General features: G+C 69.3%; 27 protein-coding genes and 1 pseudogene. 15 read left to right on the forward strand and 13 right to left on the reverse strand.

The annotated features are described in order from the left end of the window. The first annotated feature begins 40 nt into the window (after positions 1 to 40). From ACH413_RS27095 to ACH413_RS27120, 6 genes are all read left to right on the forward strand, one after another. Complete coding sequence (locus tag ACH413_RS27095) at positions 41 to 550, forward strand: HAD domain-containing protein (protein WP_360031634.1); 510 nt, start codon at positions 41 to 43, stop codon at positions 548 to 550. A 68-nt stretch (positions 551 to 618) separates the two neighbouring features. Next, a complete protein-coding gene (locus ACH413_RS27100; RefSeq protein ID WP_360031632.1) occupies positions 619 to 1,740 on the forward strand; it encodes an extracellular solute-binding protein in 1,122 nt (373 codons plus the stop codon). Positions 1,741 to 1,817: 77 nt separating this feature from the next. Beyond that, complete coding sequence (locus ACH413_RS27105; protein ID WP_360031630.1) at positions 1,818 to 2,657, forward strand: ABC transporter permease; 840 nt, start codon at positions 1,818 to 1,820, stop codon at positions 2,655 to 2,657. Continuing rightward, positions 2,645 to 3,427, forward strand: a complete 783-nt coding sequence (locus tag ACH413_RS27110) for an ABC transporter permease (protein ID WP_245822219.1) — start codon at positions 2,645 to 2,647, stop codon at positions 3,425 to 3,427. Before ACH413_RS27105 ends, ACH413_RS27110 begins: the two co-directional genes overlap by 13 nt. Positions 3,428 to 3,431: 4 nt before the next feature. Further along, on the forward strand, positions 3,432 to 4,463 hold the full coding sequence (locus ACH413_RS27115; RefSeq protein WP_360031628.1) for an ABC transporter ATP-binding protein: 1,032 nt from the start codon (positions 3,432 to 3,434) through the stop codon (positions 4,461 to 4,463). Next, entirely contained in the window at positions 4,460 to 5,590 is a 1,131-nt protein-coding gene (locus ACH413_RS27120) for a low temperature requirement protein A (RefSeq protein WP_360031626.1), read from the forward strand. The genes ACH413_RS27115 and ACH413_RS27120 overlap by 4 nt, the downstream gene beginning before the upstream one ends. On the opposite strand, the gene ACH413_RS27125 is transcribed toward ACH413_RS27120, so the two are convergent. After that, on the reverse strand, positions 5,572 to 6,663 hold the full coding sequence (locus ACH413_RS27125) for a hypothetical protein (protein WP_360031624.1): 1,092 nt from the start codon (positions 6,661 to 6,663) through the stop codon (positions 5,572 to 5,574). The genes ACH413_RS27120 and ACH413_RS27125 overlap by 19 nt on opposite strands. Positions 6,664 to 6,729: 66 nt before the next feature. Here ACH413_RS27125 and ACH413_RS27130 point away from each other — a divergent pair, with 66 nt between their 5' ends. Then, positions 6,730 to 7,125, forward strand: a complete 396-nt coding sequence (locus ACH413_RS27130; protein WP_319979067.1) for a VOC family protein — start codon at positions 6,730 to 6,732, stop codon at positions 7,123 to 7,125. Beyond that, positions 7,126 to 8,286, forward strand: coding sequence for an MFS transporter (locus ACH413_RS27135; RefSeq protein WP_360031623.1), 1,161 nt, complete (start codon positions 7,126 to 7,128; stop codon positions 8,284 to 8,286). Between the two features lie 17 nt (positions 8,287 to 8,303). Here ACH413_RS27135 and ACH413_RS27140 read toward each other — a convergent pair whose 3' ends face one another. After that, positions 8,304 to 9,707: an LVIVD repeat-containing protein gene (locus tag ACH413_RS27140; RefSeq protein ID WP_396425259.1), complete on the reverse strand. Its 1,404-nt coding sequence runs from the start codon at positions 9,705 to 9,707 to the stop codon at positions 8,304 to 8,306. 290 nt (positions 9,708 to 9,997) lie between these two features. Here ACH413_RS27140 and ACH413_RS27145 point away from each other — a divergent pair, with 290 nt between their 5' ends. Continuing rightward, positions 9,998 to 10,600, forward strand: a complete 603-nt coding sequence (locus ACH413_RS27145; RefSeq protein WP_360031621.1) for a DUF305 domain-containing protein — start codon at positions 9,998 to 10,000, stop codon at positions 10,598 to 10,600. Positions 10,601 to 10,606: 6 nt separating this feature from the next. Here the strand turns inward: ACH413_RS27145 and ACH413_RS27150 are convergent, their stop codons facing one another. Continuing rightward, positions 10,607 to 10,933 carry an antibiotic biosynthesis monooxygenase gene (locus ACH413_RS27150; protein ID WP_360031619.1) on the reverse strand — a complete coding sequence of 109 codons (327 nt, stop codon included), beginning with the start codon at positions 10,931 to 10,933 and terminating at the stop codon, positions 10,607 to 10,609. An 80-nt stretch (positions 10,934 to 11,013) separates the two neighbouring features. On the opposite strand from ACH413_RS27150, the gene ACH413_RS27155 reads away from it, so the two are divergent. Then, positions 11,014 to 11,604, forward strand: a complete 591-nt coding sequence (locus ACH413_RS27155; protein ID WP_360031618.1) for a helix-turn-helix domain-containing protein — start codon at positions 11,014 to 11,016, stop codon at positions 11,602 to 11,604. On the opposite strand, the gene ACH413_RS27160 is transcribed toward ACH413_RS27155, so the two are convergent. After that, on the reverse strand, positions 11,597 to 12,421 hold the full coding sequence (locus ACH413_RS27160; RefSeq protein ID WP_360031616.1) for an SDR family NAD(P)-dependent oxidoreductase: 825 nt from the start codon (positions 12,419 to 12,421) through the stop codon (positions 11,597 to 11,599). The genes ACH413_RS27155 and ACH413_RS27160 overlap by 8 nt on opposite strands. A 3-nt stretch (positions 12,422 to 12,424) precedes the next feature. Further along, on the reverse strand, positions 12,425 to 13,333 hold the full coding sequence (locus ACH413_RS27165; protein ID WP_360031614.1) for an SDR family NAD(P)-dependent oxidoreductase: 909 nt from the start codon (positions 13,331 to 13,333) through the stop codon (positions 12,425 to 12,427). A 71-nt stretch (positions 13,334 to 13,404) separates the two neighbouring features. On the opposite strand from ACH413_RS27165, the gene ACH413_RS27170 reads away from it, so the two are divergent. The 5 genes from ACH413_RS27170 (at position 13,405) to ACH413_RS27190 (ending at position 17,778) form a co-directional block, all read left to right on the forward strand. Further along, positions 13,405 to 14,313 (forward strand): LysR family transcriptional regulator, encoded by a 909-nt coding sequence (locus ACH413_RS27170; RefSeq protein ID WP_360031612.1) that lies wholly within the window; start codon positions 13,405 to 13,407, stop codon positions 14,311 to 14,313. 78 nt (positions 14,314 to 14,391) lie between these two features. Continuing rightward, positions 14,392 to 15,285: an ABC transporter ATP-binding protein gene (locus ACH413_RS27175; RefSeq protein ID WP_360031610.1), complete on the forward strand. Its 894-nt coding sequence runs from the start codon at positions 14,392 to 14,394 to the stop codon at positions 15,283 to 15,285. Next, positions 15,269 to 15,994, forward strand: a complete 726-nt coding sequence (locus ACH413_RS27180) for an ABC transporter permease (RefSeq protein WP_360031608.1) — start codon at positions 15,269 to 15,271, stop codon at positions 15,992 to 15,994. The genes ACH413_RS27175 and ACH413_RS27180 overlap by 17 nt, the downstream gene beginning before the upstream one ends. 9 nt (positions 15,995 to 16,003) lie before the next feature. Further along, entirely contained in the window at positions 16,004 to 17,155 is a 1,152-nt protein-coding gene (locus ACH413_RS27185) for a sensor histidine kinase (RefSeq protein WP_360032514.1), read from the forward strand. Next, positions 17,152 to 17,778, forward strand: coding sequence for a response regulator transcription factor (locus tag ACH413_RS27190; protein WP_360031607.1), 627 nt, complete (start codon positions 17,152 to 17,154; stop codon positions 17,776 to 17,778). Before ACH413_RS27185 ends, ACH413_RS27190 begins: the two co-directional genes overlap by 4 nt. Before the next feature lie 88 nt (positions 17,779 to 17,866). Here the strand turns inward: ACH413_RS27190 and ACH413_RS27195 are convergent. The 8 genes and pseudogenes from ACH413_RS27195 to ACH413_RS27230 form a co-directional block, all read right to left on the reverse strand. Then, a pseudogene (locus ACH413_RS27195) lies at positions 17,867 to 18,184 on the reverse strand (gamma-glutamylcyclotransferase); the annotation flags it as partial. After that, positions 18,081 to 19,163, reverse strand: coding sequence for an XdhC family protein (locus tag ACH413_RS27200; protein WP_360031603.1), 1,083 nt, complete (start codon positions 19,161 to 19,163; stop codon positions 18,081 to 18,083). The gene ACH413_RS27200 and the pseudogene ACH413_RS27195, both read right to left, overlap by 104 nt. 59 nt (positions 19,164 to 19,222) lie before the next feature. Further along, positions 19,223 to 20,629, reverse strand: a complete 1,407-nt coding sequence (locus tag ACH413_RS27205) for an NCS2 family permease (protein WP_360031601.1) — start codon at positions 20,627 to 20,629, stop codon at positions 19,223 to 19,225. Between the two features lie 95 nt (positions 20,630 to 20,724). Continuing rightward, positions 20,725 to 21,186 (reverse strand): nucleoside deaminase, encoded by a 462-nt coding sequence (locus ACH413_RS27210; RefSeq protein WP_177320662.1) that lies wholly within the window; start codon positions 21,184 to 21,186, stop codon positions 20,725 to 20,727. An 18-nt stretch (positions 21,187 to 21,204) separates the two neighbouring features. Further along, positions 21,205 to 23,391 (reverse strand): molybdopterin cofactor-binding domain-containing protein, encoded by a 2,187-nt coding sequence (locus tag ACH413_RS27215; RefSeq protein ID WP_360031599.1) that lies wholly within the window; start codon positions 23,389 to 23,391, stop codon positions 21,205 to 21,207. Further along, complete coding sequence (locus ACH413_RS27220; protein ID WP_360031597.1) at positions 23,388 to 24,740, reverse strand: 8-oxoguanine deaminase; 1,353 nt, start codon at positions 24,738 to 24,740, stop codon at positions 23,388 to 23,390. The genes ACH413_RS27215 and ACH413_RS27220 overlap by 4 nt, the downstream gene beginning before the upstream one ends. Next, positions 24,737 to 25,198 (reverse strand): (2Fe-2S)-binding protein, encoded by a 462-nt coding sequence (locus ACH413_RS27225; protein WP_360031595.1) that lies wholly within the window; start codon positions 25,196 to 25,198, stop codon positions 24,737 to 24,739. Before ACH413_RS27225 ends, ACH413_RS27220 begins: the two co-directional genes overlap by 4 nt. Continuing rightward, a complete protein-coding gene (locus ACH413_RS27230; protein ID WP_360031594.1) occupies positions 25,189 to 26,049 on the reverse strand; it encodes a xanthine dehydrogenase family protein subunit M in 861 nt (286 codons plus the stop codon). Before ACH413_RS27230 ends, ACH413_RS27225 begins: the two co-directional genes overlap by 10 nt. Positions 26,050 to 26,051: the final 2 nt, after the last annotated feature.

A 26,051-nucleotide genomic window follows, 5' to 3' on the forward strand; every position in this document is an offset into this window, starting at 1 on the left:
TTTCGACCACCGAGCGGGCCGTCCGGGCATGCTGGACGGGGTGAGACCGCTGATCCTGATCGACGTCGACGGGCCGCTCAACCCGTGGGCCGCGAACCCCAAGCCGGGCAACTACCGGCCGTTCGACCTCAGGGTCGGCTGGCGGCGCAGGCTCCGCATCTGGCTCGACCCCGGTCACGGCGACCAGTTGAGACAGCTGGCGGACGAAACCGGCGCCGAACTCGCCTGGGCCACGACCTGGCTGCACCGGGCGAACACCGAGATCGGACCGCGTCTGGGCCTTCCGCCGCTCAAGGTGATCGAGTTCCAGGACGCGACCGGCTGGAAGTACCCGGCGGTCGCCAGGTACGCCTACGAGAGACCTCTCGTCTGGTTCGACGACGACTTCGGGCTGCACGCGGCGCGCCGGGAGGAGTTCGTCCACAAGCGACGGCACCTGACCACCGCGCTCGTCCACGTCGATCCCGGTACCGGGATCTCGGCACAACACCTCAGCGAAGCGCGGAAAGCATTCGGCGGCAACCCCGGGGACGCCGAGAATTCACGGTAGGAGTCGAGAAGGTCTCAACCGGCGCGGCTGGCTTGACAACGAAAGCATCCCGAGCCAATCCTCCGCTCGTGCTGAAGCGAGGGAACGTCACGACGAAGTTGATTGGCGTCGGCGCGTTGGTGCTGGCGGTGGCCGCCTGTGGCGCCCCGCCCGCCAAGGAGACGCCGGCTGGTGCTGCCGGAACCGCGAAGTCGGCGAGTGAGCTCGGCGGCATGGACAAGCTGGTCGAGGCCGCCAAGAAGGAGGGCAAGCTCAACGTCATCGCGCTGCCCCCGGACTGGGCGAACTACGGCGAGATCATCAAGGCCTTCGAGGCCAAGTACGGCGTCAAGGTCGACTCCGCCCAGCCGGACGCGTCCAGCCAGGAGGAGATCAACGCCGCCAAGCAGCTCAAGGGCAACGACCGCGCGCCGGACGTGTTCGACCTCGGGCTGAACGTGGCGCTGGCCAACAAGGACCTGTTCGCCCCCTACAAGGTCAGCACGTGGGACGACATCGCCGCTGAGCTCAAGGACGCGGACGGTGCGTACTACGGCGACTACGGCGGCTTCATGTCGATCGGCTACGACGCCGCGAAGGTGCCGGCGCCGACGAGCGTGAAGGACCTGCTCAAGCCCGAGTACAAGGGCAAGGTCGCGCTCAACGGCGACCCGACGCAGGCCGGTGCCGCGTTCTCCGGCGTCATGATGGCGGCACTGGGCAACGGCGGTTCCGCCGACGACATCGCTCCCGGTGTCGAGTTCTTCAAGCAGCTCAAGGCCGCCGGCAACTTCCAGCCGGTCGACCCGTCGCCCGCGACCATCGAGTCCGGTCAGACGCCCGTCGTCATCGACTGGGACTACACCAACGCCGCCCAGACCGAGAAGCTCAAGGGCAAGCTCGACTGGAAGGTCGTCGTCCCGGCCGACGCGCAGATCGGCGCCTACTACAACCAGGCCATCAGCAAGGACGCGCCGCACCCCGCGGCCGCGCGCCTGTGGCAGGAGTTCCTCTACTCCGACGAGGGCCAGAACCTGTACCTGAAGGGCATGTCCCGCCCGGTGCGCCTGGACAAGATGGGCGACAAGGCGGACAAGGCGGCGAAGGACAAGCTGCCGAAGACCGAGGGCAAGCAGGTGTTCCAGACGCAGGCGCAGGCCGACAAGGCCAAGGCCGTTCTCACCGCGACCTGGGCGCAGGCCATCGGATGACCTCAGTCGCTCCCGTAGCGGCGGCAAAGCCCGGCGGTCCTGCCCCGAAGAGGGGTGGGGCCGCCGGTCGGCCATCTGTGGCCGCTTGGCTCGTCGCGGTGCCGTTCCTGGCGTTCGTCGGCACCTTCCTCGTCTACCCCACGGTGCTCGTGCTGTTCGGGGCCTTCCAGGACTCCAACGGCGCGTTCACGTTCGACAACCTCACGACCCTGTTCACGGGTGTCGTCTTCGACGCCTTCGTGCGCAGCATCGAGCTCTCCGCGCTGACGGCGGTCATCGGCGCGATCTTCGGCGCGCTGCTCACGTGGGCGATCGCGGTCGGCAACCCCGAGGGGATGCTGCGCCGGATCGTCGTCGCGGGTAGCGGTGTGCTCGCCCAGTTCGGTGGCGTGCCACTGGCGTTCGCGTTCCTCGCGACGGTCGGCTTCGAAGGTCTCGTCACGAAGTTCCTGCGTGACAACGTTGGCATCGACCTGTTCGCCGGCAGCGCGTGGCTGTTCGACCTGCCGGGCCTGACGCTCGTCTACACGTTCTTCCAGATCCCGTTGATGGTCATCGTGTTCCTGCCCGCGCTGGACGGCCTGCGCCCGCAGTGGCGTGAGGCGAACGCGAGCCTCGGCGGCACGAGCTGGACGTACTGGCGGCACGTCGGCGGCCCGATCCTGACGCCGCCGTTCCTCGGCGCGCTGCTCCTGTTGTTCGCCAACGCCTTCAGCGCCTACGCCACGGCCGCCGCGCTCGTCTCGCAGGGCAGCCCGATCGTGCCGCTGCAGATCCGCGGTTTCCTCACCGGTGAGGTCGTGCTCGGCCAGGAGAACCTCGGCAAGGCCCTGGGCCTCGGCATGGTGATCGTGGTCAGCATCGCGATGGGCGTGAACGTGCTGCTGCAGAAGAGGGTGGCCAAGTGGGTTCGCTAGTGAAGCAGCGCGTCCTGCGCACGATCATCCTGCTGATCCTCGGCGTCTACTTCATCCTGCCGCTGATCGCGATGGCGGAGTTCTCCACGCGCGGCAAGGGCGGCAGCCGCAGCCTGGAGTCGTGGACGTCGATCGTCGACGACGAGGGCCTGATGGAGGCTCTCGTCAACTCGCTGCTGTTGTCGGTCACTTCGGCTGTGCTGATGCTGGTGCTGCTCGTGCCGACGATGGCGTGGATCCGGCTCAGGCTTCCCCAGCTGCAACGGCTCGTGGAGTTCCTGTGCCTGCTGCCGCTGGCGATCCCCGCGATCGTGCTGGTGGTCGGCATGGCACCGCTCTACGCGTGGGTGAACTTCTTCCTCGGCGACTCACCGCTGACGCTGACGTTCGCGTACACGATCCTGGTGCTGCCGTTCGCCTACCGCGCGGTCGACGCCGGTCTCGCCGCGATCGACCTGAAGACGCTCGCCGAAGCCGCGCGCAGCCTCGGAGCGTCGTGGTTCACGGTGCTGTGGAAGATCGTCGTGCCGAACATCCGCGTCGCCCTGATCGGTGCGTCGTTGCTGAGCGTCGCGTTGGTGCTCGGCGAGTTCACCATCGCGTCGCTGCTCAACTTCGACACGTTGCAGGTGCAGGTGAACCTGCTCGGCAAGCGCAACGCGGGCGTGTCCATCGCGGTGTCGCTGCTGTGCCTGCTCTTCGCGTTCGTCCTCCTGTTCGCACTTTCCTACGTCGGCCAGCGGCGCCGTCAGACCGTGGTCGAGGAGTAAGCACATGGGTCACTTGGAACTCAAAGGGCTGCGCAAGTCCTTCGGTGGGAACGCGGCTTTGGACGGTCTTGACCTCGAACTGGCCGAGGGCGAGCTCGTCTCGTTGCTCGGCCCGTCGGGCTGCGGCAAGACGACGGCGCTGCGCATCGTCGCGGGCTTCGAGACGTCCGACTCCGGCACGGTCACCGTGGGCGGCAAGGACATCACGAAGGTTCCGGCCAACAAGCGGGACATGGGCATGGTCTTCCAGGCCTACAGCCTCTTCCCGAACATGACCGCGGCGCAGAACGTCGCGTTCGGCCTGAAGATGCGCAAGGGCGACGCCAAGAAGGCGGGCGAACTGCTGGAGCTCGTCGGCCTCGCGCACCTCGGTGGCCGTTACCCGCACCAGATGTCGGGTGGTCAGCAGCAGCGCATCGCGCTGGCGCGCGCTCTCGCGATCCAGCCGCGCGTGCTGCTGCTGGACGAGCCGCTGTCCGCGTTGGACGCCAAGGTCCGCGTGAACCTGCGGGACGAGATCCGTCGCATCCAGACGGAGCTCGGCATGACGACGCTGTTCGTCACGCACGACCAGGAGGAGGCGCTCGCCGTCTCCGACCGCGTTGGCGTCATGTCGCACGGCAAGCTGGAGCAGCTCGACACCCCGTCCGTCGTCTACCGGGAGCCGGCGACGGCGTTCGTGGCGCTGTTCGTCGGCGTGACGAACAGCGTCGAGGCCAAGGCGGAGGGCCAGACCGTCGTGGTGAACGGTGTCACGGTCGCTGCGTCGCACGACCAACCGTCCGGAAGCGACGTTCGCGTCATCGTGCGTCCCGAGGACATCGGCGTCTCCGCGCACGACGGCGACTCCAATGGCAAGATCGTGGGCGACGTGCTGACCCAGTCGTTCCTCGGGCCGGTCACGCGGATCTCGGTCAGGGTGGGGGAGCAGGTGCTGCGCATCGACCAACCCTCCAACACCGCCTCCGTCTACCAGCCCGGCACGCGGGTCGCGCTCGACCTCAGCGAATCACGGATCATGGTGGTGCCTGGATGATCAAGAAGCTCCTCGCGCGCGACACGGCGGAGACCCACCGGGTCGCGACGCCGTTGGAGCTGTTGTTCGACCTCAGCTTCGTGGTGGCGGTCGCCCAGGCCGCCGCCTCGTTGCACCACGCCGTGTCGGAGAACCACGCGGGCGCGGGCCTGCTGGCGTTCTGCATGGCGTTCTTCGCGTTGTGGCTGCCCTGGCTGAACTTCACCTGGTTCGCCAGCGCGTTCGACAACGACGACACGCTCTACCGGATCATCACGATGGTCCAGATCGCCGGCGTGCTGGTCATCGCGGCCGGCATCCCGGCGGTCTTCGAGCACCAGGACTACCGGATCGTCGTCGCCGGCTACGTCGTCATCCGCCTCGCGATGGTCGCGCACTGGCTGCGAGCGTCGATCGACAACCCGTCGCACAAGGGCTGCACGCGCCGGTACGCCGCAGGTATCGCCGGCATGCAGGTGCTGTGGGTGTTGTGGGTGCTGGTCGCGCCGACGAGCCTGCAGCTCCCGCTGTGGATCCTCTTCATGATCGGCGAGCTGCTCGTGCCGGTGTGGGCGGAGCGCAACGAGGCGACGACGTGGCACCCGCACCACATCGCGGAACGGCACGGCCTGTTCACGCTGATCGTGCTCGGCGAGTCGATCCTGGCGGCCACGCTCGCGTTCCAGAAGGGCTTCGACACCGGCGTCAACCTCATCTCGCTCGCCGCGGCCTCACTGGTCATCGTGTTCTCGGTGTGGTGGATCTACTTCGAGGCGCCGTCGCACCTGCACAACCTGAAGAAGGCGTTCCTGTGGGGGTACGCGCACCTGTTCATCCTCGGCTCGATCGCCGCGCTCGGTGCCGGACTCGCCGCCAGCGTCGACTACGACCTGCACCTCTCGCACGCACCGGGCACGACGGTCGCCGCGTTCACGACGGTGCCGCTGGCCGTGTTCTTCCTGTGCGTCTGGTACGTGCAGGACTGCCCCGGCCAGGAGGGGGTGCGCAAGTACCTGCTGCCGCTGGGCTCGCTCGCGGTGCTGGCGGCGACGTTCGGACCGGCGCCGATCCACGTGACGGCGGGGATCGCGCTGGTGCTGTGCGTCGCCACGCGGCTGGTGTCGTCGAGTCAGCTCGTCGAGGCGTAGTCCCGCATCGCTTCGTTCGAAGCCGGGAGCCCGTACGCACCCGTGAGCACACCGAACTGGTCGTAGCTCGCGCCGTTGTACAGCCAGATTTCCGGTGTGCCGGCGAGTGCGTCCGCAAGTCGGCGTGGGCGGTCGTCCAGCGCCGCGTAGAGGGTGCCCGCCGGCGTCGGGCCTGACGGGAACGCGAGGTGCAGCGCAGCCTCGACGACGTGGTAGGCGTCCAGGCCGGTCACCGACGGGATGTGCGTCAGCAGCGCGTGGAACGTCCGCTCCGAGTCGCCGGTCAGCCTCAGAGCGGCGGCCGCGTAGGCACCGAGGTAGCCGTCGAGGAACGGGATGTCGCGGTTGTCGGGCAGTGCGCCGGCGGTGGCGGCGACCAGTTCGCCGACGACCTCGTCGCTCGCGTCCCGCCGGTCGACGGTGGCCAGCGCGATCGCGGCACCCCAGCGCGCGAGCGGACGCGGATCGCCGAACGCGGGACGCCCGCCCAGCAGGCCCATCGCGACGGACGCCGTCGCCGCCACGAAGTCTTCGGGGTCGCCGGCGGAGATCGGTGCCAGTGCGCGCAGGCTCTCCTCCGCCTCCTCCTGGAACCACGCCAGGGCGTACGCGGCCATGGCTCGCACCGGTGGCGCCGCGTTCAGCAGCTCGCGGAACAGCGGTACCCCCGCGCGGACGCCGTCGTAGATCCGCACCCAGCAGTCGTTGTACGCCTTGGCTTCGGGGTCCTCCGCCGTCGCCGCGGACTCGCGGTGGCCGGCGACCGGGATCGTCTCCGGCAGCCACCTCTCGTCGTACCCGGTCACGATCGAGGTCAGCAGGAGCAGCAGCGTCTCCTGCTCGGGGCACTCCGGCAGCGCCTCCAGCAGGAACGGCACCGCGTGGGGCGTGGCCTCGTAGATCGTGCCCTGGTGGAAGATGTTGCCGAACAGCTCGTCGAGCGCCGCGGTCCGCACGGACTCGTCGGGGGACACCAGGTCGCGGAGCTGGCCGGGGACGTCGTCCGCTGGTCCGTACGCGTGCTTCAGCTTCGCCCAGTCGACGTCGTCGAGTCCGTCCAGCATGATCGTCATCTTGTCAGGCGGCGCACTTTGGCGGGTTCGCTTTGTTCTGACACGAGTGGTGCGATGATCGTCGCCATGACCGGTGTCCGTGAACTCCGCCTGGTCGTCACCGCTGACGACTACGAAGAGGCCCTGCGTTTCTACCGCGACGTGCTCGGCCTCGAGCAACGGGCGGCGTTCACGTCCGACGGCGGGCGGGTCACGATCCTGGAGGCCGGCAGGGCCACGCTGGAGATCACCGATCCGCCGCACGCCGAGTACATCGACCAGGTCGAGGTGGGCAAGCGCGTCGCCGGGCACGTCCGGGTCGCCTTCGAGGTGGACGACTCCGCCGCGGCCACCCGTGCGCTGGAGGCCGCCGGTGCCGAGGTGATCGCGGAACCGACGCGCACGCCGTGGAACTCGCTCAACGCCCGGCTGGCCGCGCCCGCCGGGTTGCAGCTGACGTTGTTCCAGGAGCTGGGCGAGTAGATGACGATCTCCGCTGCCGGGTACCGCGACCTCGCGAACCGGGACGTGCTGGCGTGCGCCGTGGTGACGGTCGCCGCGAAGTTACCGATGTCCATGACGCCGCTGATGATGGTGTTCCTGACCAGGGGACTGCCCGGCGGGTACGTGCTGGCCGCGTCGCTGGTCGCGGTCTACGTGCTGGGCGAGATCCTCGGCGCCGCGCTGCTCGGGTTGTTCCTCGACCCGTCGCGGATGCGCGGGCAGCTGTCCATCGGACTGGTCGTCGGCGCGGGCGCGTTCACGACGCTGGCGTTGACGCAGAACGTGACGGTGCTGGCGATCGCGGCGTTCATCGCGGGCGCCGGGCCGTCGACGACGCCGGGCGGACTGCGGGCGATGCTGCTCGGGCTGGTGCCGGACTCGTTGGTGCCCAAGGCGATGGGCTTCGACGCCATGATCACGCAGGTGGTGTGGGCGGTGGCGCCCGCGCTGGTCACCGTGCTGGCGCTGAGCGTCGACCACCGCGCACCCGTCGTGGTGTCGGTGTCGCTGGTCGTCGTGGCGGCCTGGCTGGTGTTCATCCTGCCGCGCGGGCACGTGACGTCCCGTTCCGGCACGGCTAAACCTCGTGTGGTGGCGTCGGCCTGGCCGATCTACCTCGTGAGCGCGGCGGCGCTGGCACAGCTGGCGGTCGCGGAACTGGTGCTGCCCGCGTTGCTGGAGCACCGGGGGATCGGCATCGGCTGGATCGGGCCGCTGCTCATGGGTTTCGCGGCGTGCAGCGCGCTCGGCGCGGTGCTGTACGGGTTGCGGCCGTGGCCGGGAACGTTCCGCACGCAGGGGCTGGTGCTGCTCGTCCTCACCGCGACGTGCGTCGGCGCGCTGGCGTTGTTCCCGAACCTGCCGGGCATCACGGGCGCGTTGCTCGCGGCCGGGTTGTTCCAGTCCGGTGTGCTGGTGACGCGCAGTCTCGCGTTGCGCGAACGGCTTCCGGTCGGCGCGCACGCGGCGGGGTTCTCGATGATGTACGCGGTGACCGGTGCGGGCTACGGCCTCACCGCCGTCGTCGCCGCGTGGGCGATGGACGTCGGTTCGCCGGTCTGGGCCGTGTTCGGTGGTGTGGCGGTGACCCTGGTCCTGACAGCAGTCAGCGCGGCTGCCGAACGCCGGCAGCCGCGCTGATCTGAGAGGGAGACTGTCTACCCGCGGTAGAAGTTCCCCTGGGTCTGCACGTTCAGCTCGTCCGTGCGGAACAGCTTCGCCACGAACGTGCGCGGGTCGCGCATGTCGATGACGTCGAAGCCGCGGCCCATCTCCGAGGAGTAGATGTAGCCGTTGTACCAGTAGGTCGACCAGGTGCCGCCGCCCGAGCCGTTGGCCATCGGGCCGCGCTCGAAGAAGCCGATCTCACGCGGCTTGCTCGAGTTGGTGAAGTCCCACACCGAGACGCCGCCCTGGTACCAGGACTGCACCATGATGTCCTTGCCGGGCACCGGGATCAGCGAACCGTTGTGCGCGACGCAGTTCTCCGTGTCGCCCTGCATGCGCGGGATCTTGTAGTAGGACTTGAAGACCAGCTTGCGGTTCTTGCCCTTGCCCACGATGTCGTAGATGCCGTTGGCGCCGCGGTTCGGGCCGATCTTCTCGTTGCACGTCGCCGCGCCGCCGCCACCGAGCTCGTCGGTGAAGACGACCTTGGTGCCGCTGTTGTTGAAGGTCGCCGAGTGCCAGAACGCGAAGTGCTTGTCGTCCTGGACGCGGTTGATCTCCACCAGGCTCTCGCGGTTGGAGATGTCCCAGAGGACGCCGTCACCCATGCACGCGCCGGCCGCGAGGTCGAGCTGCGGGTAGACGGTGATGTCGTGGCAACCGGTGGTGGCGGAGGTGTAGCCGGTCTCGATGTCGCCGGGCTGGCCGGGGTTGCCGCCGTCCGGGAACAGGACCGGCGCCTTGAGCAGCGAGGCCGAGGCCGGGTTGCGCACCGGGACCTTGACGATCGAGATCTTGTCGTGCGGAGGCTGGCAGTCCGGGAACGTGGCGTTGGGCGAGTAGGACGAGATGTAGAGGTAGACGCTCTTCTTGTCCTTGGCCGGCACCATCGTGTGGGTGTGCGAGCCGCAGTCGGTCTCGACGGCCGCGACGTACTTCGGGGCCTTCTTGTCGCTGATGTCGAAGACCTTGACGCCCTCCCACGACTCCTTGATCGTCGCGGGCTGGGCAACGCTGTTGCACGAGTTGTCGCTGCGCGACGAGTCGGTCGACAGGAACAGCAGGTTCCCGTACACCGAGATGTCGTTCTGCGAACCGGGGCAGAGGACCGAGCTCGTGATCTTCGGCGCCCGCGGGTTGCGGACGTCGTAGATGGTGAAGCCGTTGTAGTTGCCGACGAACGCGTAGTTGTCCTGGAACGCGATGTCGGTCTGGGTCGAGTCGAGCGGAGCCTGCTTGTCCAGGTGCGAGACCAGGACCATGTTGCGGCTGCGGCTGATCTCGTCGACGCCGGGAAGGCCGGTGGACCCGTCGGCCCGCGACTCGAGCTGGGCCTCGCTCAGCCCCTTGCCGTCGGCGGGAAGATCGGGCTCGGCGAACGCGGGCGCGGTCAACGTTGACAGCGTCAGCGTGAGAGCCCCCAGAATCGCGAAAGGCGTTCTACGCCGCCGGGCCGTTTCGCGTGAACTCACAGCTGTACCCCCTCGGTACGGGTTGGTGAGGGGGAGTATGACCCTTTCGCCTTGCTAAGGGCCAGCGTCTTTCGGAGGGTTCTGCACTCTTTGTCCACAGTTGAAACGTCGGACATACATCATGGAGTAATTGTCCGGTTTCGCGGTGTCACCGGCTGTATGCCACGTCGCGAGGCCTGGATCGGCGGGAGGCGGACTGTATTGTCCGAAGCATGCGTTCTGGGGTCCTGGTCTTCGTCGTGGCGGCCGCGTTGCTCGCCGGCTGCACGTCCGAGCCCGCCGCCGCACCGGTCATCGCGCCGGACACGCCCGGCGGCTCGGCGCCCACCGTCGCGCCCTCAGACGTGGCGGGCAGGGTCCAGGCACCGCCGAACGACGCCGACCGCGAGTACGTGGCGATGATGATCGCGCACCACGAGCAGGCGCTCGCGATGACGCGCTTCGCCCCCGATCGCGCGGAGAACGAGACGGTGAAGGGTCTGGCCGACCGCATCCGGTTCAGCCAGGAGCCGGAGATCGGCGCGATGAAGCAGTGGCAGCGGACGTTCAACGCCATTGGCACGCACGGCGACCACTCGTCGATGCCGGGCATGGCGACGCAGGACCAGTTGAACGCACTGGGTTCCGCGCGCGGCAAGGACTTCGACCGGATGTTCCTGGAACTGATGATCAAGCACCACGAGGGTGCGATCAAGATGGCGACCGACGTGCGCGGCTCCGGGACCAACGTTCAGGTCGAGGAGATGGCGGACGACGTGGTCGCCACCCAGGACGACGAGATCAAGAGGATGAGGAAGCTCCTGACGGAGCTGTAGGAACGTCTATTCGGTGCGCTGCCGCGGCAGAACCATGTCCTCCGCGTGCGTGAACCGCTCCGGCTCGTTGCCCGTGACCAGGCGTGCGATCGTGCGGTGGCCCTTGTGCGCCTCGCGGAACGCTTCGGAGGCGACCCACGCGCGGAAGGCGTCCTCCGACTCGAACTCGTTGACCGAGACGTACGGCTGGTCGTCCTGCGTCGGCTTGAGCAGCGTGCTGCGCAGCAGGCCGGGGACTCCGGGCAGGTGGGTGCGCATGTTGCCGCGGAAGTACCGCTCGAACTCCTCGGACATGTCCGGGTTCACGAACATCCGGTTGGTCGCGATGAACATGCTGGCCTCCCTGATCCCGACGCTCTGTCGGGAACTATTCCAACTCCCCGTCGGGAAATCAAGCGCGATACGATCCCGATGTGCCGAGGATCAGCGCAGACACCGTCGCGGAGCATCGCGCCAACCGGTTGCGCGCCCTGCTGGACGCCGGGCGCGACATCGTGGCGACCGAGGGAGCGGAGGCGCTGACGCTCGCGTCGCTCGCCAGACGCGTCGGGTTGTCGCGGCCGAGCCTCTACGAGTACTTCCGCTCGCGTGAGGAACTGGTCGCCGCGATCGTGTCGGACGCGCTGCCGGAGTGGGCGGACAAGCTGGAGGACGCGGTCAACGGCGCCTCGTCCGTGCCGGAGAAGATCGAGGCGTACCTGCGCACCGAGCTCGCGATCATCACCGACGGCAGCCACGGGGCGGTGGTGGCGCTGTCCGCGCACACGTTGCCGGACTCGTCGCGCGAGCAGATCAGGGCCGAGCACGAACGACTGCTGGCGCCGCTGGTCGGTGTCTTCCGGACGGCCGGGGTGGAGCGCGCGGCGCTGCGGGCGATGCTCGTGCACGCGATGGTCGAGGCGACGTCACGGATGATCACGCCGGGTCGCAACGAGCACAACGAGGCGGTCATCCGGACGTTGCTCGACCAGGTGGTGCACGGGCTGGACAAGCCCATCAGCTGAACGGCACGACCTCGCCGTGGCGGACCAGTTCGCCGTACTGCGCCGGCTCGAGCGGGCTGAGAGCGAGGTCCAGCAACGCCGTCGCGGCCTGGGCCGGGGTGGGCGCGGTGCTGACGTCCCACCACAGCGCGGACGTCGGTGTGTTGATCATTCCCGGGCACGTCGCGGCTATCAGGATGCCTTTGGCGAGGTCGCTTTCTCGGCGTTCGCTCGCGAGGACGCGCACGGCGGCGACCTGGCCGATCTTCGATGGAATGTTCACGAATCCCGGCCAGGCGCCTGCTTTCGTGCGGCCGTCCCTCACCGCGTCGCGCCAGCGGGCGACCTGCGCGTCCAGTTCGTCCAAAGAGGACGGCTTCGTGAAGTGCCCGTGCAGCACCGGTGCGAGGTGGTGGAGGGTGCCGAGCGAGCTGGCGACAACGATCAGCCTGCCGTTGTCGTTGAGCAGTGGGGCGAAGGCCTTCAGGAGCCTGGTGGTGCCGAAGTTGTTGACCTCGGTGTAGCCGTCGATGAACTCGCGAGGGTCGTCGTCGGGGCCGACGCGCATGACGGCGTTGCCGAAGACGACGTCGATTCCGCCGTGCCGGTCGTGGATCTGGGCGGCGAGCTTCGCGGCCGCGCCGGGGTCCGCGACGTCCAGGAGTTCGCCGCGGACCAGCGCGCCCCCGCCCGGCAGGGACTCCACCGCGGCGGTGATCTTCTCGACGTCCCGGCCGGTGAGGTAGACGGTGTCCGTGGGCTCCAGGCGGTGGGCGAGCCCTTCGACCAGTGCCAGGCCGAGGCCCTGGGTGGCGCCGGTGACCAGTGCGATCGTCATGTCTCAGGCTTTCGCGAGGAGGGTTTCGGAGTACGTCCACAGCCGGGCGGCGTTGTCCTGGTCGAGGGCGTAGCGGGCGACGCCGTGCAGCGGCGGGGCCTCGTCGCGGCGGTCGACGGTCGGGGTCTCGTTGCAGTCGTCGAAGTAGCGGCCGCCGATGCCCTCCAGCAGCGGTGAGGTGGCGAGCAGGACGGACGTCGCGGCGCCCTGTTCCGGCGTCTTGATCGTGCTGAGGTCGACGTCGCTCTCCTTGATGCCGAGGTGGGCCGACAGGTTCGTGAAGATGGCGCCGGGCATGAGGGCGTTCGCGGTGATGCCGTCCCCGGCCCAGCGGCGGGTCGCCTCGACCGCGAACAGGACGTTGGCGGTCTTGCTCTGGCCGTAGGCGGTCCACGCGTCGTAGGTGCGGAATCCGTAGTTGACGTCGTCGAAGACGACCGGCGAGAGCATGTGGCCGGTGGAGCTGACGACGACGATGCGCGCGTCGTTCGCCGCCTTGAGCGCCGGGTGCAGGCCGGTGGCCAGTGCGAAGTGGCCCAGGTGGTTGGTGGCGAACTGCCACTCCCAGCCCTGGTCGGTGTACCGCTCGGGGACGGCCATCACGCCGGCGTTGGCGATCAGGACGTGCAGCGGGCCGTCCCAGGCGCGGACGAACGCGTCGATGGAGGCGAGGTCGGTCAGGTCCAGCTTCGCGACGCGGACGTCGCCGCCGATGTCCCGCGCGGTCTTCTCGCCCGCGTCCGTGTTGCGGACGGCGAGGGTGACCTCGGCGCCTCTACCGGCCAGCGCACGTGCGGTCTCGACACCGATGCCGGAGGACGCCCCGGTCACGACCACGCGCCTTCCGGTCACGTCGATCCCCTCGGCGACCTCGGCGGCTGTACTGCTGAACCCGAACCCTGTTGTGATCACGTCTTCGACGCTAGGCTCGTTCGAGCTATGCGGGTAGCGAGAATTTGTCAAGAGGGGTATGCGTAAACGTCATGGCTCTGGGTGATGCCTCACTGGTGGCGCTGCGGGTGTTCCGCGAGGTGGCCGAGCGCGGCTCGCTGACCGCGGCGGCCGCTGTCCTGGGCTACACGCAGTCCGCCGCGTCCCGGCAGATCGCCGCTCTGGAACGGTCGGCCGGTGTCCCGTTGCTGGAGCGGCGGCATGACGGCGTGCGGCTCACCGCGGCTGGACGGCTCGTGTTGCGGCGTGCGGCCGTGGTCGTCGATCAGGTCGACGCGGGTGCGCGAGAGCTCGCGGGATTGCCTGAGGACGTGAGCACCGTGAGGCTCGGCTGGTTCGCGACGGCTGGGGCGTGGCTGCTCCCTCAGGCACTGACGGCGTTGGCGCGCACTCATCCGTCCATCACGGTCGTGACGCGTGAGGGGAGCACGCCGGCGTTGGTGCGCGCGCTGCGTGCGGGCACGGTGGACATCGCCTTGATCTCGTCGGCGCCGCCGTTCCGCGCTCCGGACGACGAGATTCCCGCGCTGGAGGTCGACACCCTCGTCGAACGCAGCCTGCGAGTGGCCGTACCTGCTACGCATCCGTTGGCGCGCAACGACTTCATCGACGTCGAAGACCTGCGGGGCCAGCGCTGGATCGCGGGGCCCGGCGATCCGTGGGTGATGGGGGTGTGGCCGGGGCTGGACGAACGGCCCGTCGTCGCGCACACCGCGCGGGACTGGCTGGCGAAGGTGCGGCTGGTCGCGGCCGGGCTCGGCATCACGACGATTCCCACGTCGCTGAGCGAGGTCGTTCCCGCCGGGGTGCGGATCCTGCCGGTGCGGGGTGGGCCCGCCGAACAGCGCCGGGTCCTGCTCGCCCGGCTGCCCGGACCACTGCCGGAACCGGTGGCGCGCCTGGCCGCCGCTCTGCGCGCCGCCGTTCTCGAGACTGACTGACGGCATCAACCGATCGGTTGATCCAGGTCGCGCTCGTTGTTCGATGATCTTCGGGCGCCGTTCTTCGACGCTGGTGGCATGGCAATCATCGAAGTGAGCGACCTCGGGAAGAGGTACGGGCCCCGCGTGGCGGTGGACTCCGTGTCGTTCGAGGTGGCCGAGGGGGAGATCTTCGGCGTGCTGGGCCCGAACGGGGCGGGCAAGACGACGACGGTGGAGTGCGTGGCCGGGCTGCGGACGCCGGACCGGGGGACCGTGTCGGTGCTGGGGCGGCGCCCCGCGGACGTCCGCGCGTCGATCGGGGTGCAGCTGCAGGACTCGGAACTGCCGGAGCGGATGCGGGTCAGCGAGGCGCTGGAGCTGTTCTCGTCGTTCTACCCGTCGCCCGCCGACTGGTCCGAGCGGCTCGGCCTGACCGAGCACCTGGGGGTGGAGTTCGGGCGGCTGTCGGGCGGCTTGAAGCAGCGGCTGTCGATCGCGCTGGCGCTGATCGGCTCGCCTCGGGTGGCGATCCTCGACGAGCTGACGACGGGGCTCGATCCGCAGGCGCGGCGGGACACGTGGTCGGTGATCGAGGAGGTGCGGGCGGCCGGCGTGACGATCCTGCTCGTCACGCACTTCATGGAGGAGGCGGAACGGCTCTGCGACCGGGTGGCGGTGTTCCGCGACGGGCGGATCGTCGCGCTGGACACGCCCTCCGCGCTGGTGTCGCGTGTGGACGGTGCCACGCGGGTGCGGTTCGTGCCGTCCGCCGCCCTGGACGTGTCGTTGCTGGAGGCGTTGCCGGAAGTGACCGCGGTGTCGTCGGTGGGGGAGCAGCTCGTGGTCAGCGGGTCGGAGGACCTGCTGCACGCGGTGACGTCCCTGCTGGCACGGCGGCAGGTCGTGGCGCGCCAGCTCCGCGTCGACCAGGTCTCGCTGGACGACGCCTACGTCGAACTCACCGGGGGTCGTGATGTTGAAGATCATTGAGATCGAGGCGCGGTTGTTCCTGCGCGACCGGCTGAACTCGTTGTTCGCGATCCTGTTCCCCAGCCTGTTGTTGCTGGTGCTGGGCGCGATTCCGGCGTTGCGCACGCCAGACGCGAACTTCGGCGGTCAGCGGTTCATCGACAGCTACGTGTCGGCGCTCGTCGTGTTCACGTTGGTGTTCATCGGCTTGCAACGGTTGCCCGCGGTCGTGGCCACGTATCGCGAGAAGGGCGTGCTGCGCCGGCTGTCCACCACGCCCATGCACCCGGCGCGGCTGCTGGCCGGTCAGATGGTGGTCAACTTCGTCGCGGTGATCTTGTCGGTGCTGCTCCTCATACTGGTGGGGTACGTCGTTTTCGGCGTCGACCTGCCTCACCATCCACTCGGCCTGGCGTGTGCCGTGGTGCTGGGAGGCGCGGGCACGTTCGCGCTGGGCCTGGTGATCGCCGCCTTGGCCCCGAACGCGCGATCGGCCGGTGGCTGGGCGACGGTGGTGTTCATGCTGCTGATGTTCTTCGGCGGCGTGTACCTGCCGCGGTTCATGCTGCCCTCGGTGATTCAGGCGATCGGGTCGTACACGCCTCCCGGTGTGGAGGCGTTGCAGCAGGCGTGGCTGGGTACCGCGCCGGACTGGAGGCATCTCGCGATCATGGGGCTGGTGAGCCTCGTGGCGGGTACGGTCGCGGCCAGAACTTTCCGGTGGGAGTAGCTCGTGGACATGGCCGCGTTGGACAGGTGGGAGCGCAGGCTCGTCGCGATCGCCCACGTGATCCCGTACTTCGTGCTGACGGTGACGACGGTGCTGTACGCGGTCTTCACCACGCAGTCGGCCCCGGAGCGCTGGTTCACCTACGGAGTGGTGGCGTGCTGCTTCGCGTGGATGGCGTGGTGGTTCACGCTGCATCCCGGATGGCGCGGCCGTCCGAAGCTCATGGCCGTGTTCATCGGTGGCATGGTCGTGTTCTACGCGGTGCTGGGCATGCAGGAGCACTGGTTCGGTGTCGTGTCCTACGCGCTGTACGTCTACGCGAGCGAGGTGTTGCGCGGTCGCTGGATGTTCATCGTGGTGGCGCTGACGGCGGTCTTGGCGGCGCTGTCGTTGTTCGGCGGCTACCCCCTCGACGCCCAGGCGGCGTTCTGGTTGCTGCTGGTCGTCTTCGTGGTGCTGGCGTGCACCTTCACGTACGTCGGCCACGTGACGACCGAACAGGCCCGGCTGCGCAAGGAACTCCTGGAGGAGAACCAGGGCCTGCACGCGCAGTTGCTGGTGCAGGCGCACGAGGCGGGCGTGCAGGACGAACGTCACCGCATGGCCGGGGAGATCCACGACACCTTGGCCCAGGGCCTGGCGGGCATCATCACGCAACTGTCCGCGGCGTCCGATGAGGACTGGGAGCGCCGCGTGGCGGTGGCGGCCGAGCTCGCGCGCTCGAACCTGGCCGAGGCCCGCCGCTCGGTGCACGCCCTGCAACCACCCGCCCTGGACTCGGCGGCCCTGCACGAGGCGCTGGACGACGTGGCGTCGGGCTGGTCGAAGCACAACGGCGTGCCGGTCTCGGTGACGCTGACCGGAGCCGTGCGCGAAATGCACCCGGAGGTGGAGGTCGCCTTGCTGCGCACCGCCCAGGAGGCCCTGGCGAACGTGGCGAAGCACGCCTCGGCGTCCCGCGTGGGCCTGACCCTGTCGTACATGGAGGACGTGGTGACGTTGGACGTGCGCGACGACGGCGTGGGCTTCGACCTCGCGCGCCCCTCGGACGGCTTCGGCCTGCCTGCGATGCGCCACCGCGTGCACCGCCTGTCCGGCGCGCTGTTCGTGGAGTCCGAACCGGGCGCGGGAACGGCGATCTCGGCACGGGTGCCGGCGTGATCCGGCTGGTCATCGTGGACGACCATCCGGTGGTCCGCGACGGGCTGCGCGGCATGCTGTCCGCCGCACCGGACTTCGAGGTGGTCGGCGAGGCCGCCTCGGGCGACGAGGCGGTGGCCGTGGTGACGGCGATGTCGCCGGACGTGGTCCTGATGGACCTGCGGATGCCGGGTTCCGATGGCCTGTCAGCGATCGAACGCCTCCGCACCCACCCGTGCCGCGTCCTGGTGCTCACCACCTACGACACGGACCGCGACGTCCTGCCGGCCATCAAGGCGGGCGCCACCGGCTACCTGCTGAAGGACACCCCGCGCGACGAACTGCAACGCGCGATCCGTGCCGCGCACGCGGGCGAGGCCGTCCTGTCACCCGCGGTGGCCACGCGCTTGCTGGGGCAGGTGCGGGAGCCCGCGCTGGAGCCGTTGTCCACGCGGGAGGTCGACGTGCTGGCGTTGGTGGCCAAGGGATCCACGAACCGTGCGGTGGCGGCGGCGCTGTTCATCAGCGAGGCGACGGTGAAGACCCACCTGCTGCACGTCTACGCCAAGCTCGGCGTGTCGGACCGGGCGGCGGCCGTGGCGGTGGCGTACGAACGCGGGTTGCTGAAGGGGAGTGGGCGCTGAGGAGAAGGTCCCGCGGCGGGACCACTTCGGTTGGTCCCGCCGCGTGCGGCAACTCCCCCTTGCCAGTGGCACCCCCCGTGCCACTCCCTCACCCCTCGCTGTGCAAGAACTCCCGCCAGTCGCCGAGATACGAGATGTCCCGGATGTCACCCGATCGGATCAACGGATCGACCATCGCGTCGCGCAGGACGGTCGCGAGGGCCGCGCTGCCGTCCTCCAGTTCGATGACGCCGATCTCCAGTTCGGCCGGCTCGGCTGGGACGAGGTGGTCGCGCAGGATCTTCAGCGGCAGGTCGTAGAGCTCACCGACGACCGAGGCCGAGCCCGACTCGTGCATCGCGGGGAACTTCCCCCGCACCGAGAAGTAGCGGTACTTGGCCGCACTGCGCGCCTGGCACACCATCGGCGTGCCCTGGAGTTGCGAGTGCAGCGGTCCGCCCCGCATGCCGCCGCCGTTGAGGAAGATCAGTGCCATGACTCTCCAGGGTTCGGTGGATGGGGGTGGACAGCGCCGACAACGGAAGACCGGTGCCGCCGTGGCGCACGGCCACGAGTTCGGCCGCGATCGACACCGCCGTCTCGGACGGGCTGCGGCCGCCGAGGTCGAGGCCGATGGGGGAACGGAGCCGCGCCAGCGACGCCTCGCCGACGCCCGCTTCTCGCAGTCGTTCGAGGCGCTCCGCGTGCGTGCGGCGGGAGCCCAGCGCGCCGACGAACGCCAACGGCCTCGCCAGCGCCTCCACGAGCACGGGGATGTCGAACTTCGGGTCGTGGGTCAGCACCACGACGGCGGTGGAGTCGTCGGTGTGGGTGGACGCGAGGTAGCGGTGCGGCCAGTCGACGACGACTGAGTGCGCCGCGGGGAAACGTGCGGGAGTGGCGAACACGGGTCGTGCGTCGCACACGGTCACGTGATAGCCGAGGAAACGCCCGATCTCGGCCACGGCGGCGGCGTGGTCGATGGCGCCGAACACCAGCAGACGCGGTGGTGGCGTCCACGACTCGGTGAACGTCCGTCCGTCGGCCTCGAACCGGACCGACACGGGGTGTCCGTCGACCGAGGCCTGAAGTGCCGCGCGCAACGACGGGCTGTCGCGCTGCACCAGCACGTCCAGCGAGCCGCCGCAGGTGAGGCCGACCGCGAACGCCGTGTCGTCGGAGTAGCCGAACGTGGCGAAAGCCGGTTCGGAGGTCTCCAGCACCTGGCACGCCAGGTCGTAGACCTCGGCCTCCACACAGCCGCCGGACACGCTGCCGATCACCTCGCCGGAGGGGCCGACGGCCATCGCGGCGCCGACCGGGCGGGGCGCGCTGCCGCGCACGGCCACCACCGAGGCGACCGCGAACCGGTCCCACGACAGCAAAGTCGGCGCCAGATCACGCATCGAGCCTCCCAATCGAGAAGAAGGGCTCGGCCGGGTGGCCGCCCGGCCGAGCCCTCAGGTCACTTGCCGGTGATCAGATCCACGCCGAAGTACACGGCGAACATCAGCGCCAGGCCGGTCATCAGCCAGCCGGGCCAGCGGCCCTTGCAGACGCGCAGCACGACGTAGGACACGAGGCCCGCGCCGATGCCGTTGGTGATGGAGTAGGTGAACGGGATGACGGCGATGGTCAGGAAGACCGGAATCGTGAAGTCCGTTTCCTGCCAGGGGATTCGGCGGATCTGGGTCATCATCAGGCCGCCGATCACCACCAGCGCGGGAGCCGCCGCCTGCGCGGGCACGACCGTCGCCAGCGGCGTGAAGAGCAGTGCCACCAGGAACAGTCCGCCGGTCACCACCGAGGCCAGGCCGGTTCGGGCGCCTTCGCCAACGCCCGCGGCCGACTCCAGGAACACGGTGTTCGGGGCGGACCCCGTGACGCCACCGGCGATCGCGCCGGCGCCGTCGACCATCAGGATCTTGCCCATGCCCTCGACGCGACCGTCCTTGGTGAGACCCGCCTCGTCGGAGACCGAGGTGATCGTGCCCATGGCGTCGAAGAAACCGGACAGCACCAGCGTGAACAGGAAGATCGTCGCCGCGATCACACCCGCGGACACGAAGCCGCCGAACAGGTCCACCCGCCCGAACAACCCGAAGTCCGGCGAGCTGACCACCGAGTCCGGCAGCGTGGGCGACACGAGTCCCCAGCCCTGCACGTCGAACGCGGCGTTCACACCGATCGCGACGACCGTGGCCACCACGATGCTGATCAGCACGGCACCGGGCACACCGCGCGCCATCAGCACGATCATCAGCAGCAGACCCAGGCAGAAGATCGCGATCGGCCAGCCGCTCAGGTGGCCGTCGACGCCCATCCGCACCGGCACCGTCGAGTGCGCGGCGTCCGGCGTGCGGGTCACGAAACCGGCGGAGACCAGTCCCACCAAAGCGATGTAGAGCCCGATGCCCACGGTGATCGCGATCTTCAACGGCTCCGGGATCGCGTTGATGATCCGCTCGCGGACGCCGGAGGCGGCCATGATCACGATGCAGACGCCCTCCAGCACCACGAGACCGAAGGCCTGCGCCCAGGTCATCGTCGGCGCCATCTGGAAGGCGACCACGCCGTTCACGCCGAGACCGGCGGCTATCGCCAGTGGAGCGTTGCCGACGAGTCCCATGAGGACGGTCATCACGCCGGCCGCCAGCGCGGTCGCGGTGGTGATTTCGGCGATGGTGAGTTTGGCGCCGGTGATGTCCGCGGACGCGCCGAGGATCAACGGGTTCAGCAGCACGATGTACGACATCGCGACGAACGTCGTGATACCGCCGCGCACTTCACGGCCGAACGTGCTGCCGCGTTCGGTGATGCGGAAGAACTGGTCGAGCGACGAAGTCGTCGGTCGGCTCCGTAACTGGGTCATGGATGGACGGCCTTTCCCATGCCGGTGGGCGCGTTCCAACGCCGGAACGCGTTTGTGCGATGCGAGCTCCGGTCAGCTAGACAGGCTTGTGGCCGTTAGTAATCGATACGAGTTGCGAGAGACGTCCACGCGGTAAACGGGGCGTTGTCCTCGCCTGTGGAGATCTGGTGTACCGGCAGGTCCCACTCGCTGCGGGACTTGCTGAAGAGTTCGTAGAACTCCCGGTCGTCGAAGCCGGCCGCCGCCGCGTCATCGCGGTCGGCGGCGTACACGACCTTGTCCACGCGCGCCCAGAGCGCGGCGGACAAGCACAAGGGGCACGGCTCGCACGAGGAGATCAACGTGCAGCCGGTCAAACGGAAGTCACCGAGCGCCTGGCAGGCAGCGCGGATCGCGACGACCTCGGCGTGGGCGGTCGGGTCGAGGTTCGGCGTCACCTGGTTCACGCCGGTGGCGATCACCTCGCCGTCGCGGACGATCATCGCGCCGAACGGGCCCCCACCGGAGGCCACGTTGCGGGTGGCCAGGTCGATGGTGGCGAGCAGATGTGCGTTCACAGCAACAAACTCCAGGTTCTAAGTACCGGTGAGGTGTTCCGGGCGGACCGGGACGCGGGTGAGCGCCAGGCCGGTCGCCGCGCGGATCGCCGCCACGATCGCCGGGGTCGACGAGATGGTGGGCGGTTCGCCGACGCCACGGATCCCGTACGGGGCGTGGGGATCGGCGAGCTCGAGCACGTCGATGCTCATCGGCGGCATGTCGAGCACGGTGGGGATGAGGTAGTCGGTGAACGACGGGTTGCGCACCTTGCCGCCGGAGGTCTGGATCTCCTCCATCACGGCGAGGCCGAGGCCCTGGGCGGAGCCGCCCTGGATCTGGCCGACCACGGCCTGCGGGTTCAGCGCCTTGCCGACGTCCTGCGCGCAGTCCAGCGACACGACGCGCACCAGGCCGAGATCGACGTCCACGTCGACGACGGCGCGGTGGGCGGCGAAACCGTACTGGACGTGCGCGTTGCCTTGTCCGGTCTCGGGATCGAGAGCCTCGGTCGCGCGGTGACGCCACTCGGTGGTCTCGTCGATCACCTCGTCGCCGATGTCCGTGCGACCGTCCAAACGCGACAGAACGAGCGCGCAGGCGGCCTTCACGGCGCCGCCGGTGACGTACGTCTGGCGCGAGGCCGAGGTCGAGCCGCCGTTGCCGATCGTGGTGTCCATCGGCAGCACGGTGACGCGCTCGATGCCGAGTTCGGTCCGCACGATCTGCTGCATGATCGTCACCAGGCCCTGGCCGACCTCGCAGGCGGCGGTGTGCACGGCGGCGGCCAGTTCCCCGTTGACCATCGACACCCGGACGCGCGCGGTCGAGTAGTCGTCGTAGCCCTCGGAGAAGCAGATGTTCTTGATGCCGACCGCGTAGCCGACGCCGCGGATGACGCCCTCGCCGTGCGTGGTGTTCGAGACGCCACCGGGCAGTTCGCGGATGTCGGAGGACGTCCCTGCGGGCAACGGCCTGTCCTGCACGAGCTTCAGCAGCTGCGCGACGGGTGCGGCCGAGTCGACGACCTGACCGGTCGGCATCACGGAACCCTCGGTCATCGCGTTGCGGATCCGGACGTCGACCGGGGACATGCCCAGCGCCTCCGCCAGCTTGTCCATCTGGGACTCGTAGGCGAAACCTGCCTGCACAGCACCGAATCCGCGCATCGCGCCACACGGCGGGTTGTTCGTGTAGAGGCCATAGGCGTCGATCGTGACGTTGTCGACCTCGTACGGACCCACGCCCAGCGTCGCCGCGTTGGCCACGACAGCGGGCGTCGAGGACGCGTACGCGCCACCGTCGAGGTACATGCGAGTGCGGACGTAGACGAGTTTGCCGGTGTGGTCGGCGCCGTGCTCGTAGTACAGCACGGCCGGGTGCCGGTGCACGTGACCGTAGAACGACTCTTCGCGGTTGTAGACCATCTTCACCGGCTTGCCGGTGTACAGGGCCAGCAGACACGCGTGCACCTGCATCGACAGGTCCTCACGGCCACCGAACGCACCGCCGACGCCGGACAGCGTCAGCCGCACCTGCTCCTGCGGCAGGCCCAGCGCGGCCGCGATCTGGTCGCGGTCGACGTGCAGCCACTGCGTCGCGATGTAGAGATCGACCGAACCGTCCGTCGCCGGCACCGCGAGCCCGGACTCCGGCCCGAGGAACGCCTGGTCCTGCATCCCGACCTCGTACCGGCCGGTCACCACGACCTCGGCCTCGACGTCCTGCGAACCGCGCCGGATCGGCACGTGCCGCACCAGGTTCCCGCCGGGGTGCAACGGGGTGTCCTCGGCCGCGGTCTCCATGTCCACCACGGGTTCCAGCACGTCGTAGGTCACGACGATCTTCTTCATCGCCCGCAGCGCGGTCTCCGGGTGGTCGGCGCCGACCAGCGCGATCGGCTCGCCCTGGTAGCGCACGACGTCCACGGCCAGCACCGGCTGGTCCTTGTGCTCCAGCCCGTACAGGTTGCGGCCGGGCACGTCCGAGTGCGTCAGCACCGCGTACACGCCCGGCACCTTCAACGCTTCAGTGATGTCGACCGACGTGATGCGGGCATACGGGTGCGGCGAACGCAGCGTCGCGCCCCAGATCATGTCCTCGTGCCACAGGTCGGACGCGTAGGCGAACTCGCCGCGCACCTTCAGGTTGCCGTCCGGGCGCTGCGGCGACGTCCCGATGCCACCCGAGACCGCGGAGGTGAGTTCGGCCGGAGTGAGGGTCATCGCGCTGCCTCCTGGAGCTTGGCGCCGGCCGCGGACAGGTCACGCGCCAGCTCGTCGGTCGACGCCGTGAGCAGGACACCGTCCCGCACCACGACCTCACCGCCGACGATCAACAGTTTCAACGGCGGGGGAGTGCCGAGCACCAGTGCCGCCACCGGGTCCGCGATCCCCGCGTAGTCCATTCCGGACAGGTCCCACACGGCGAGGTCCGCGACCTTGCCCGGCTCGATCGAGCCCAGCGCGTCCGCGCGGCCCAGTACCTGGGCGCCGCCCATCGTGCCCATCCACAACGCCCTGCGAGCGTCCATCGCGCCCGGACCGCCCCGCTGACGTGCCTGGTAGAGCGCCGAACGCAGCTCGACGACCAGTCCACCGTCCTCATTGGACGCGGCACCGTCGACGCCGAGACCGACCGGCGCGCCGGCGTCCAGCAGGTCGCGGACCGGCGCGATCCCGGTGCCCAGCCGCCCGTTGGACGTCGGGCAGTGCGCGGAACCGGTCCTGGTCGCTCCCAGCCGCTTCACCGCGTCGCCGTTGAGGTGCACGGTGTGCGCGAGCCACACGTCCGGACCCAGCCAGCCGAGCTGCTCGGCGTACTCGGTCGGCGTGCACCCGTTCTCCGCCTGGCACTGCTCTTCCTCGTCCAGGGTCTCGGCGAGGTGCGTGTGCAGCCGGACGTCGTGGCGGCGAGCGAGAGCCGCGGCGCCGGTCATGAGTTCGCGCGACACCGAGAACGGCGAGCACGGACCCACGGCCACGCGCACGAGCGCGTCGTCGGCGGTGGAGTGGTAGTCGCCGATCGCCTGCTCGGTCGCGATCAGCGCGGCCTCGGTCTCCTCGACCAGGTTGTCCGGCGGCAACCCGCCGTGCGACTGGCCCCGGTCCATCGAGCCGCGGATCGCCTCCAGGCGGATCCCGATCCGCCGCCCCGCCGAGACCAGCGCGTCGAAGACGTCGCCGCCACCGGACGGGAAGACGTAGTGGTGGTCGGCGGCGAGCGTGCAGCCCGTCAACGCCAGTCGCGCCAGCCCTGCCGACGCCGCCGCGTGCGTAACGGTGTCGTCGAGCCCGCGCCACACCGGGTACAGCGTGGTCAGCCACTCGAACAGCGTGGCGTCGGTCGCGAGCCCGCGCGTCGCCCACTGGTAGAGGTGGTGGTGCGTGTTGATCAGCCCCGGCGTCACCAGGCACGACGACGCGTCGACGTAGGTGTGCGACTCGTAGGGCCGAGGCGCCGGGCCGGATCCGACGGACCGGATCCGCCCGCCGTCGATGACGACGTGCCCGGACAGGTGCTCGGTCCCGGCCTCGTCCACAGTGGACACCGCGCAGCGGTCGAGGACGATCATCGGCGCGCCGCCGCCAGTCGCACGGCGTCCAGGATCTTCTCGTACCCCGTGCAGCGGCACAGGTTTCCGGCCAGCGCCTCGCGGATCTCCGGATCCGACGGGTTCGGCACGCGGTCCAGCAGATCGTGCGCCTGCACCACGAGACCCGGCGTGCAGAAGCCGCACTGCACCGCGCCCGCCTCGACGAACGCCTCCTGCACGGGGTCCAGCACGTCGCCGTCCGCGAGTCCCTCGACCGTCGTCACCTCGCGGTCCTGCGCCTGCCCTGCCGCGACCAGGCACGCGCACACCGGCACCTTGTCCAGGTACACCGTGCACGAACCGCATTCGCCCTGCTCGCAGGCGTTCTTCGAGCCGGGCAGTCCGAGCCGCTCGCGCAGCATGAACAGCAGCGACTCGCCTTCCCACACGTCGTCGGCCTGGCGCTGCTCGCCGTTGACCGTCACGTTCACGCGCATGCTCGCTCCCCATCAAGAAGTTCCTGCCAGGCCCAGCCCAGCGTCCGGCGGGCCATCACGGCCAAGGCGTGCTTGCGGTAGGCCGCCGAGCCGCGCACGTCGTCGATCGGTGACGCGGCCTGGGAGACCAGCTCCCCGAACTCGCGCTTCACGGAGTCCAGCAACGGCTTGGGGTTGCGGAAGTCCAGCGCCGAGGCCAGGAACTGCTCGGCGTCGTGCGCGTGCCGTGGTGTCGGAGCGGCGGACCCGACCGCCGCGCCCACCCGGTTCTCCTCGGGGAACAACGAGATCCCGAACGAGCACACCGCGATCACCATGGCGTTGCGCGTGCCGACCTTCGAGAACTGCTGTGGCCCCTTGGCAGGCGTCAGGTGAACCGCGACGATCAGTTCGTCCTGCTCCAGCGCGTTCCGCTTGACCCCCAGGTAGAACTCGGCGGCCGGGATCATCCGAGTGCCGCGCACGGAGGCCACCTCGATGACCGCGTCGGAGGCCAGCAGCACCGGGTGCGTGTCCCCGGCGGGGGAGGCCGCGCCGAGGTTGCCGCCGACCGTGCCGCGGTTGCGGATCTGCGGCGACCCGACCGTTCGTGCGGCCATCGCCAGACCCGGCAGCTGCGCGCCCAGTTCGTCGATGATCCGCACGTACGGCACGCCGGCGCCGACGCGCAGCCCGTCGGACCACTGCTGGAGCTCGGGAATCCGGGTCAGGTCCAGGAGGGCGGAGGGCCTGCGGTGGTCGTAGTTCAGCTCCACCATGACGTCCGTGCCACCGGCGATCGGCACGGCGTCAGGGCGTTCCGCCTTGAGCTCCAACGCCTCCGCAAGCGTTTCCGGTCGAAGGAAGTCCATCG

This window comes from Lentzea sp. NPDC020367, assembly GCF_044387305.1.
GTDB lineage: Bacteria > Actinomycetota > Actinomycetes > Mycobacteriales > Pseudonocardiaceae > Lentzea.

Bases quoted from the DNA above. Each gene is read 5' to 3' on its own strand.
- ACH413_RS27120 (WP_360031626.1), top strand. From the start codon at position 4,460: ATGATCAAGAAGCTCCTCGCGCGCGACACGGCGGAGACCCACCGGGTC.
- ACH413_RS27220 (WP_360031597.1), bottom strand. From the start codon at position 24,740: ATGATCGTCCTCGACCGCTGCGCGGTGTCCACTGTGGACGAGGCCGGG.
- ACH413_RS27135 (WP_360031623.1), top strand. From the start codon at position 7,126: ATGACGATCTCCGCTGCCGGGTACCGCGACCTCGCGAACCGGGACGTG.
- ACH413_RS27200 (WP_360031603.1), bottom strand. From the start codon at position 19,163: ATGCGTGATCTGGCGCCGACTTTGCTGTCGTGGGACCGGTTCGCGGTC.
- ACH413_RS27130 (WP_319979067.1), top strand. From the start codon at position 6,730: ATGACCGGTGTCCGTGAACTCCGCCTGGTCGTCACCGCTGACGACTAC.
- ACH413_RS27115 (WP_360031628.1), top strand. From the start codon at position 3,432: ATGGGTCACTTGGAACTCAAAGGGCTGCGCAAGTCCTTCGGTGGGAAC.
- ACH413_RS27125 (WP_360031624.1), bottom strand. From the start codon at position 6,663: ATGACGATCATGCTGGACGGACTCGACGACGTCGACTGGGCGAAGCTG.
- ACH413_RS27175 (WP_360031610.1), top strand. From the start codon at position 14,392: ATGGCAATCATCGAAGTGAGCGACCTCGGGAAGAGGTACGGGCCCCGC.
- ACH413_RS27205 (WP_360031601.1), bottom strand. From the start codon at position 20,629: ATGACCCAGTTACGGAGCCGACCGACGACTTCGTCGCTCGACCAGTTC.
- ACH413_RS27230 (WP_360031594.1), bottom strand. From the start codon at position 26,049: ATGGACTTCCTTCGACCGGAAACGCTTGCGGAGGCGTTGGAGCTCAAG.
- ACH413_RS27180 (WP_360031608.1), top strand. From the start codon at position 15,269: ATGTTGAAGATCATTGAGATCGAGGCGCGGTTGTTCCTGCGCGACCGG.
- ACH413_RS27150 (WP_360031619.1), bottom strand. From the start codon at position 10,933: ATGTTCATCGCGACCAACCGGATGTTCGTGAACCCGGACATGTCCGAG.
- ACH413_RS27225 (WP_360031595.1), bottom strand. From the start codon at position 25,198: ATGCGCGTGAACGTGACGGTCAACGGCGAGCAGCGCCAGGCCGACGAC.
- ACH413_RS27215 (WP_360031599.1), bottom strand. From the start codon at position 23,391: ATGACCCTCACTCCGGCCGAACTCACCTCCGCGGTCTCGGGTGGCATC.
- ACH413_RS27160 (WP_360031616.1), bottom strand. From the start codon at position 12,421: ATGACGATCGCACTGGTCACCGGCGCCACCCAGGGCCTCGGCCTGGCA.
- ACH413_RS27170 (WP_360031612.1), top strand. From the start codon at position 13,405: ATGGCTCTGGGTGATGCCTCACTGGTGGCGCTGCGGGTGTTCCGCGAG.
- ACH413_RS27145 (WP_360031621.1), top strand. From the start codon at position 9,998: ATGCGTTCTGGGGTCCTGGTCTTCGTCGTGGCGGCCGCGTTGCTCGCC.
- ACH413_RS27185 (WP_360032514.1), top strand. From the start codon at position 16,004: ATGGCCGCGTTGGACAGGTGGGAGCGCAGGCTCGTCGCGATCGCCCAC.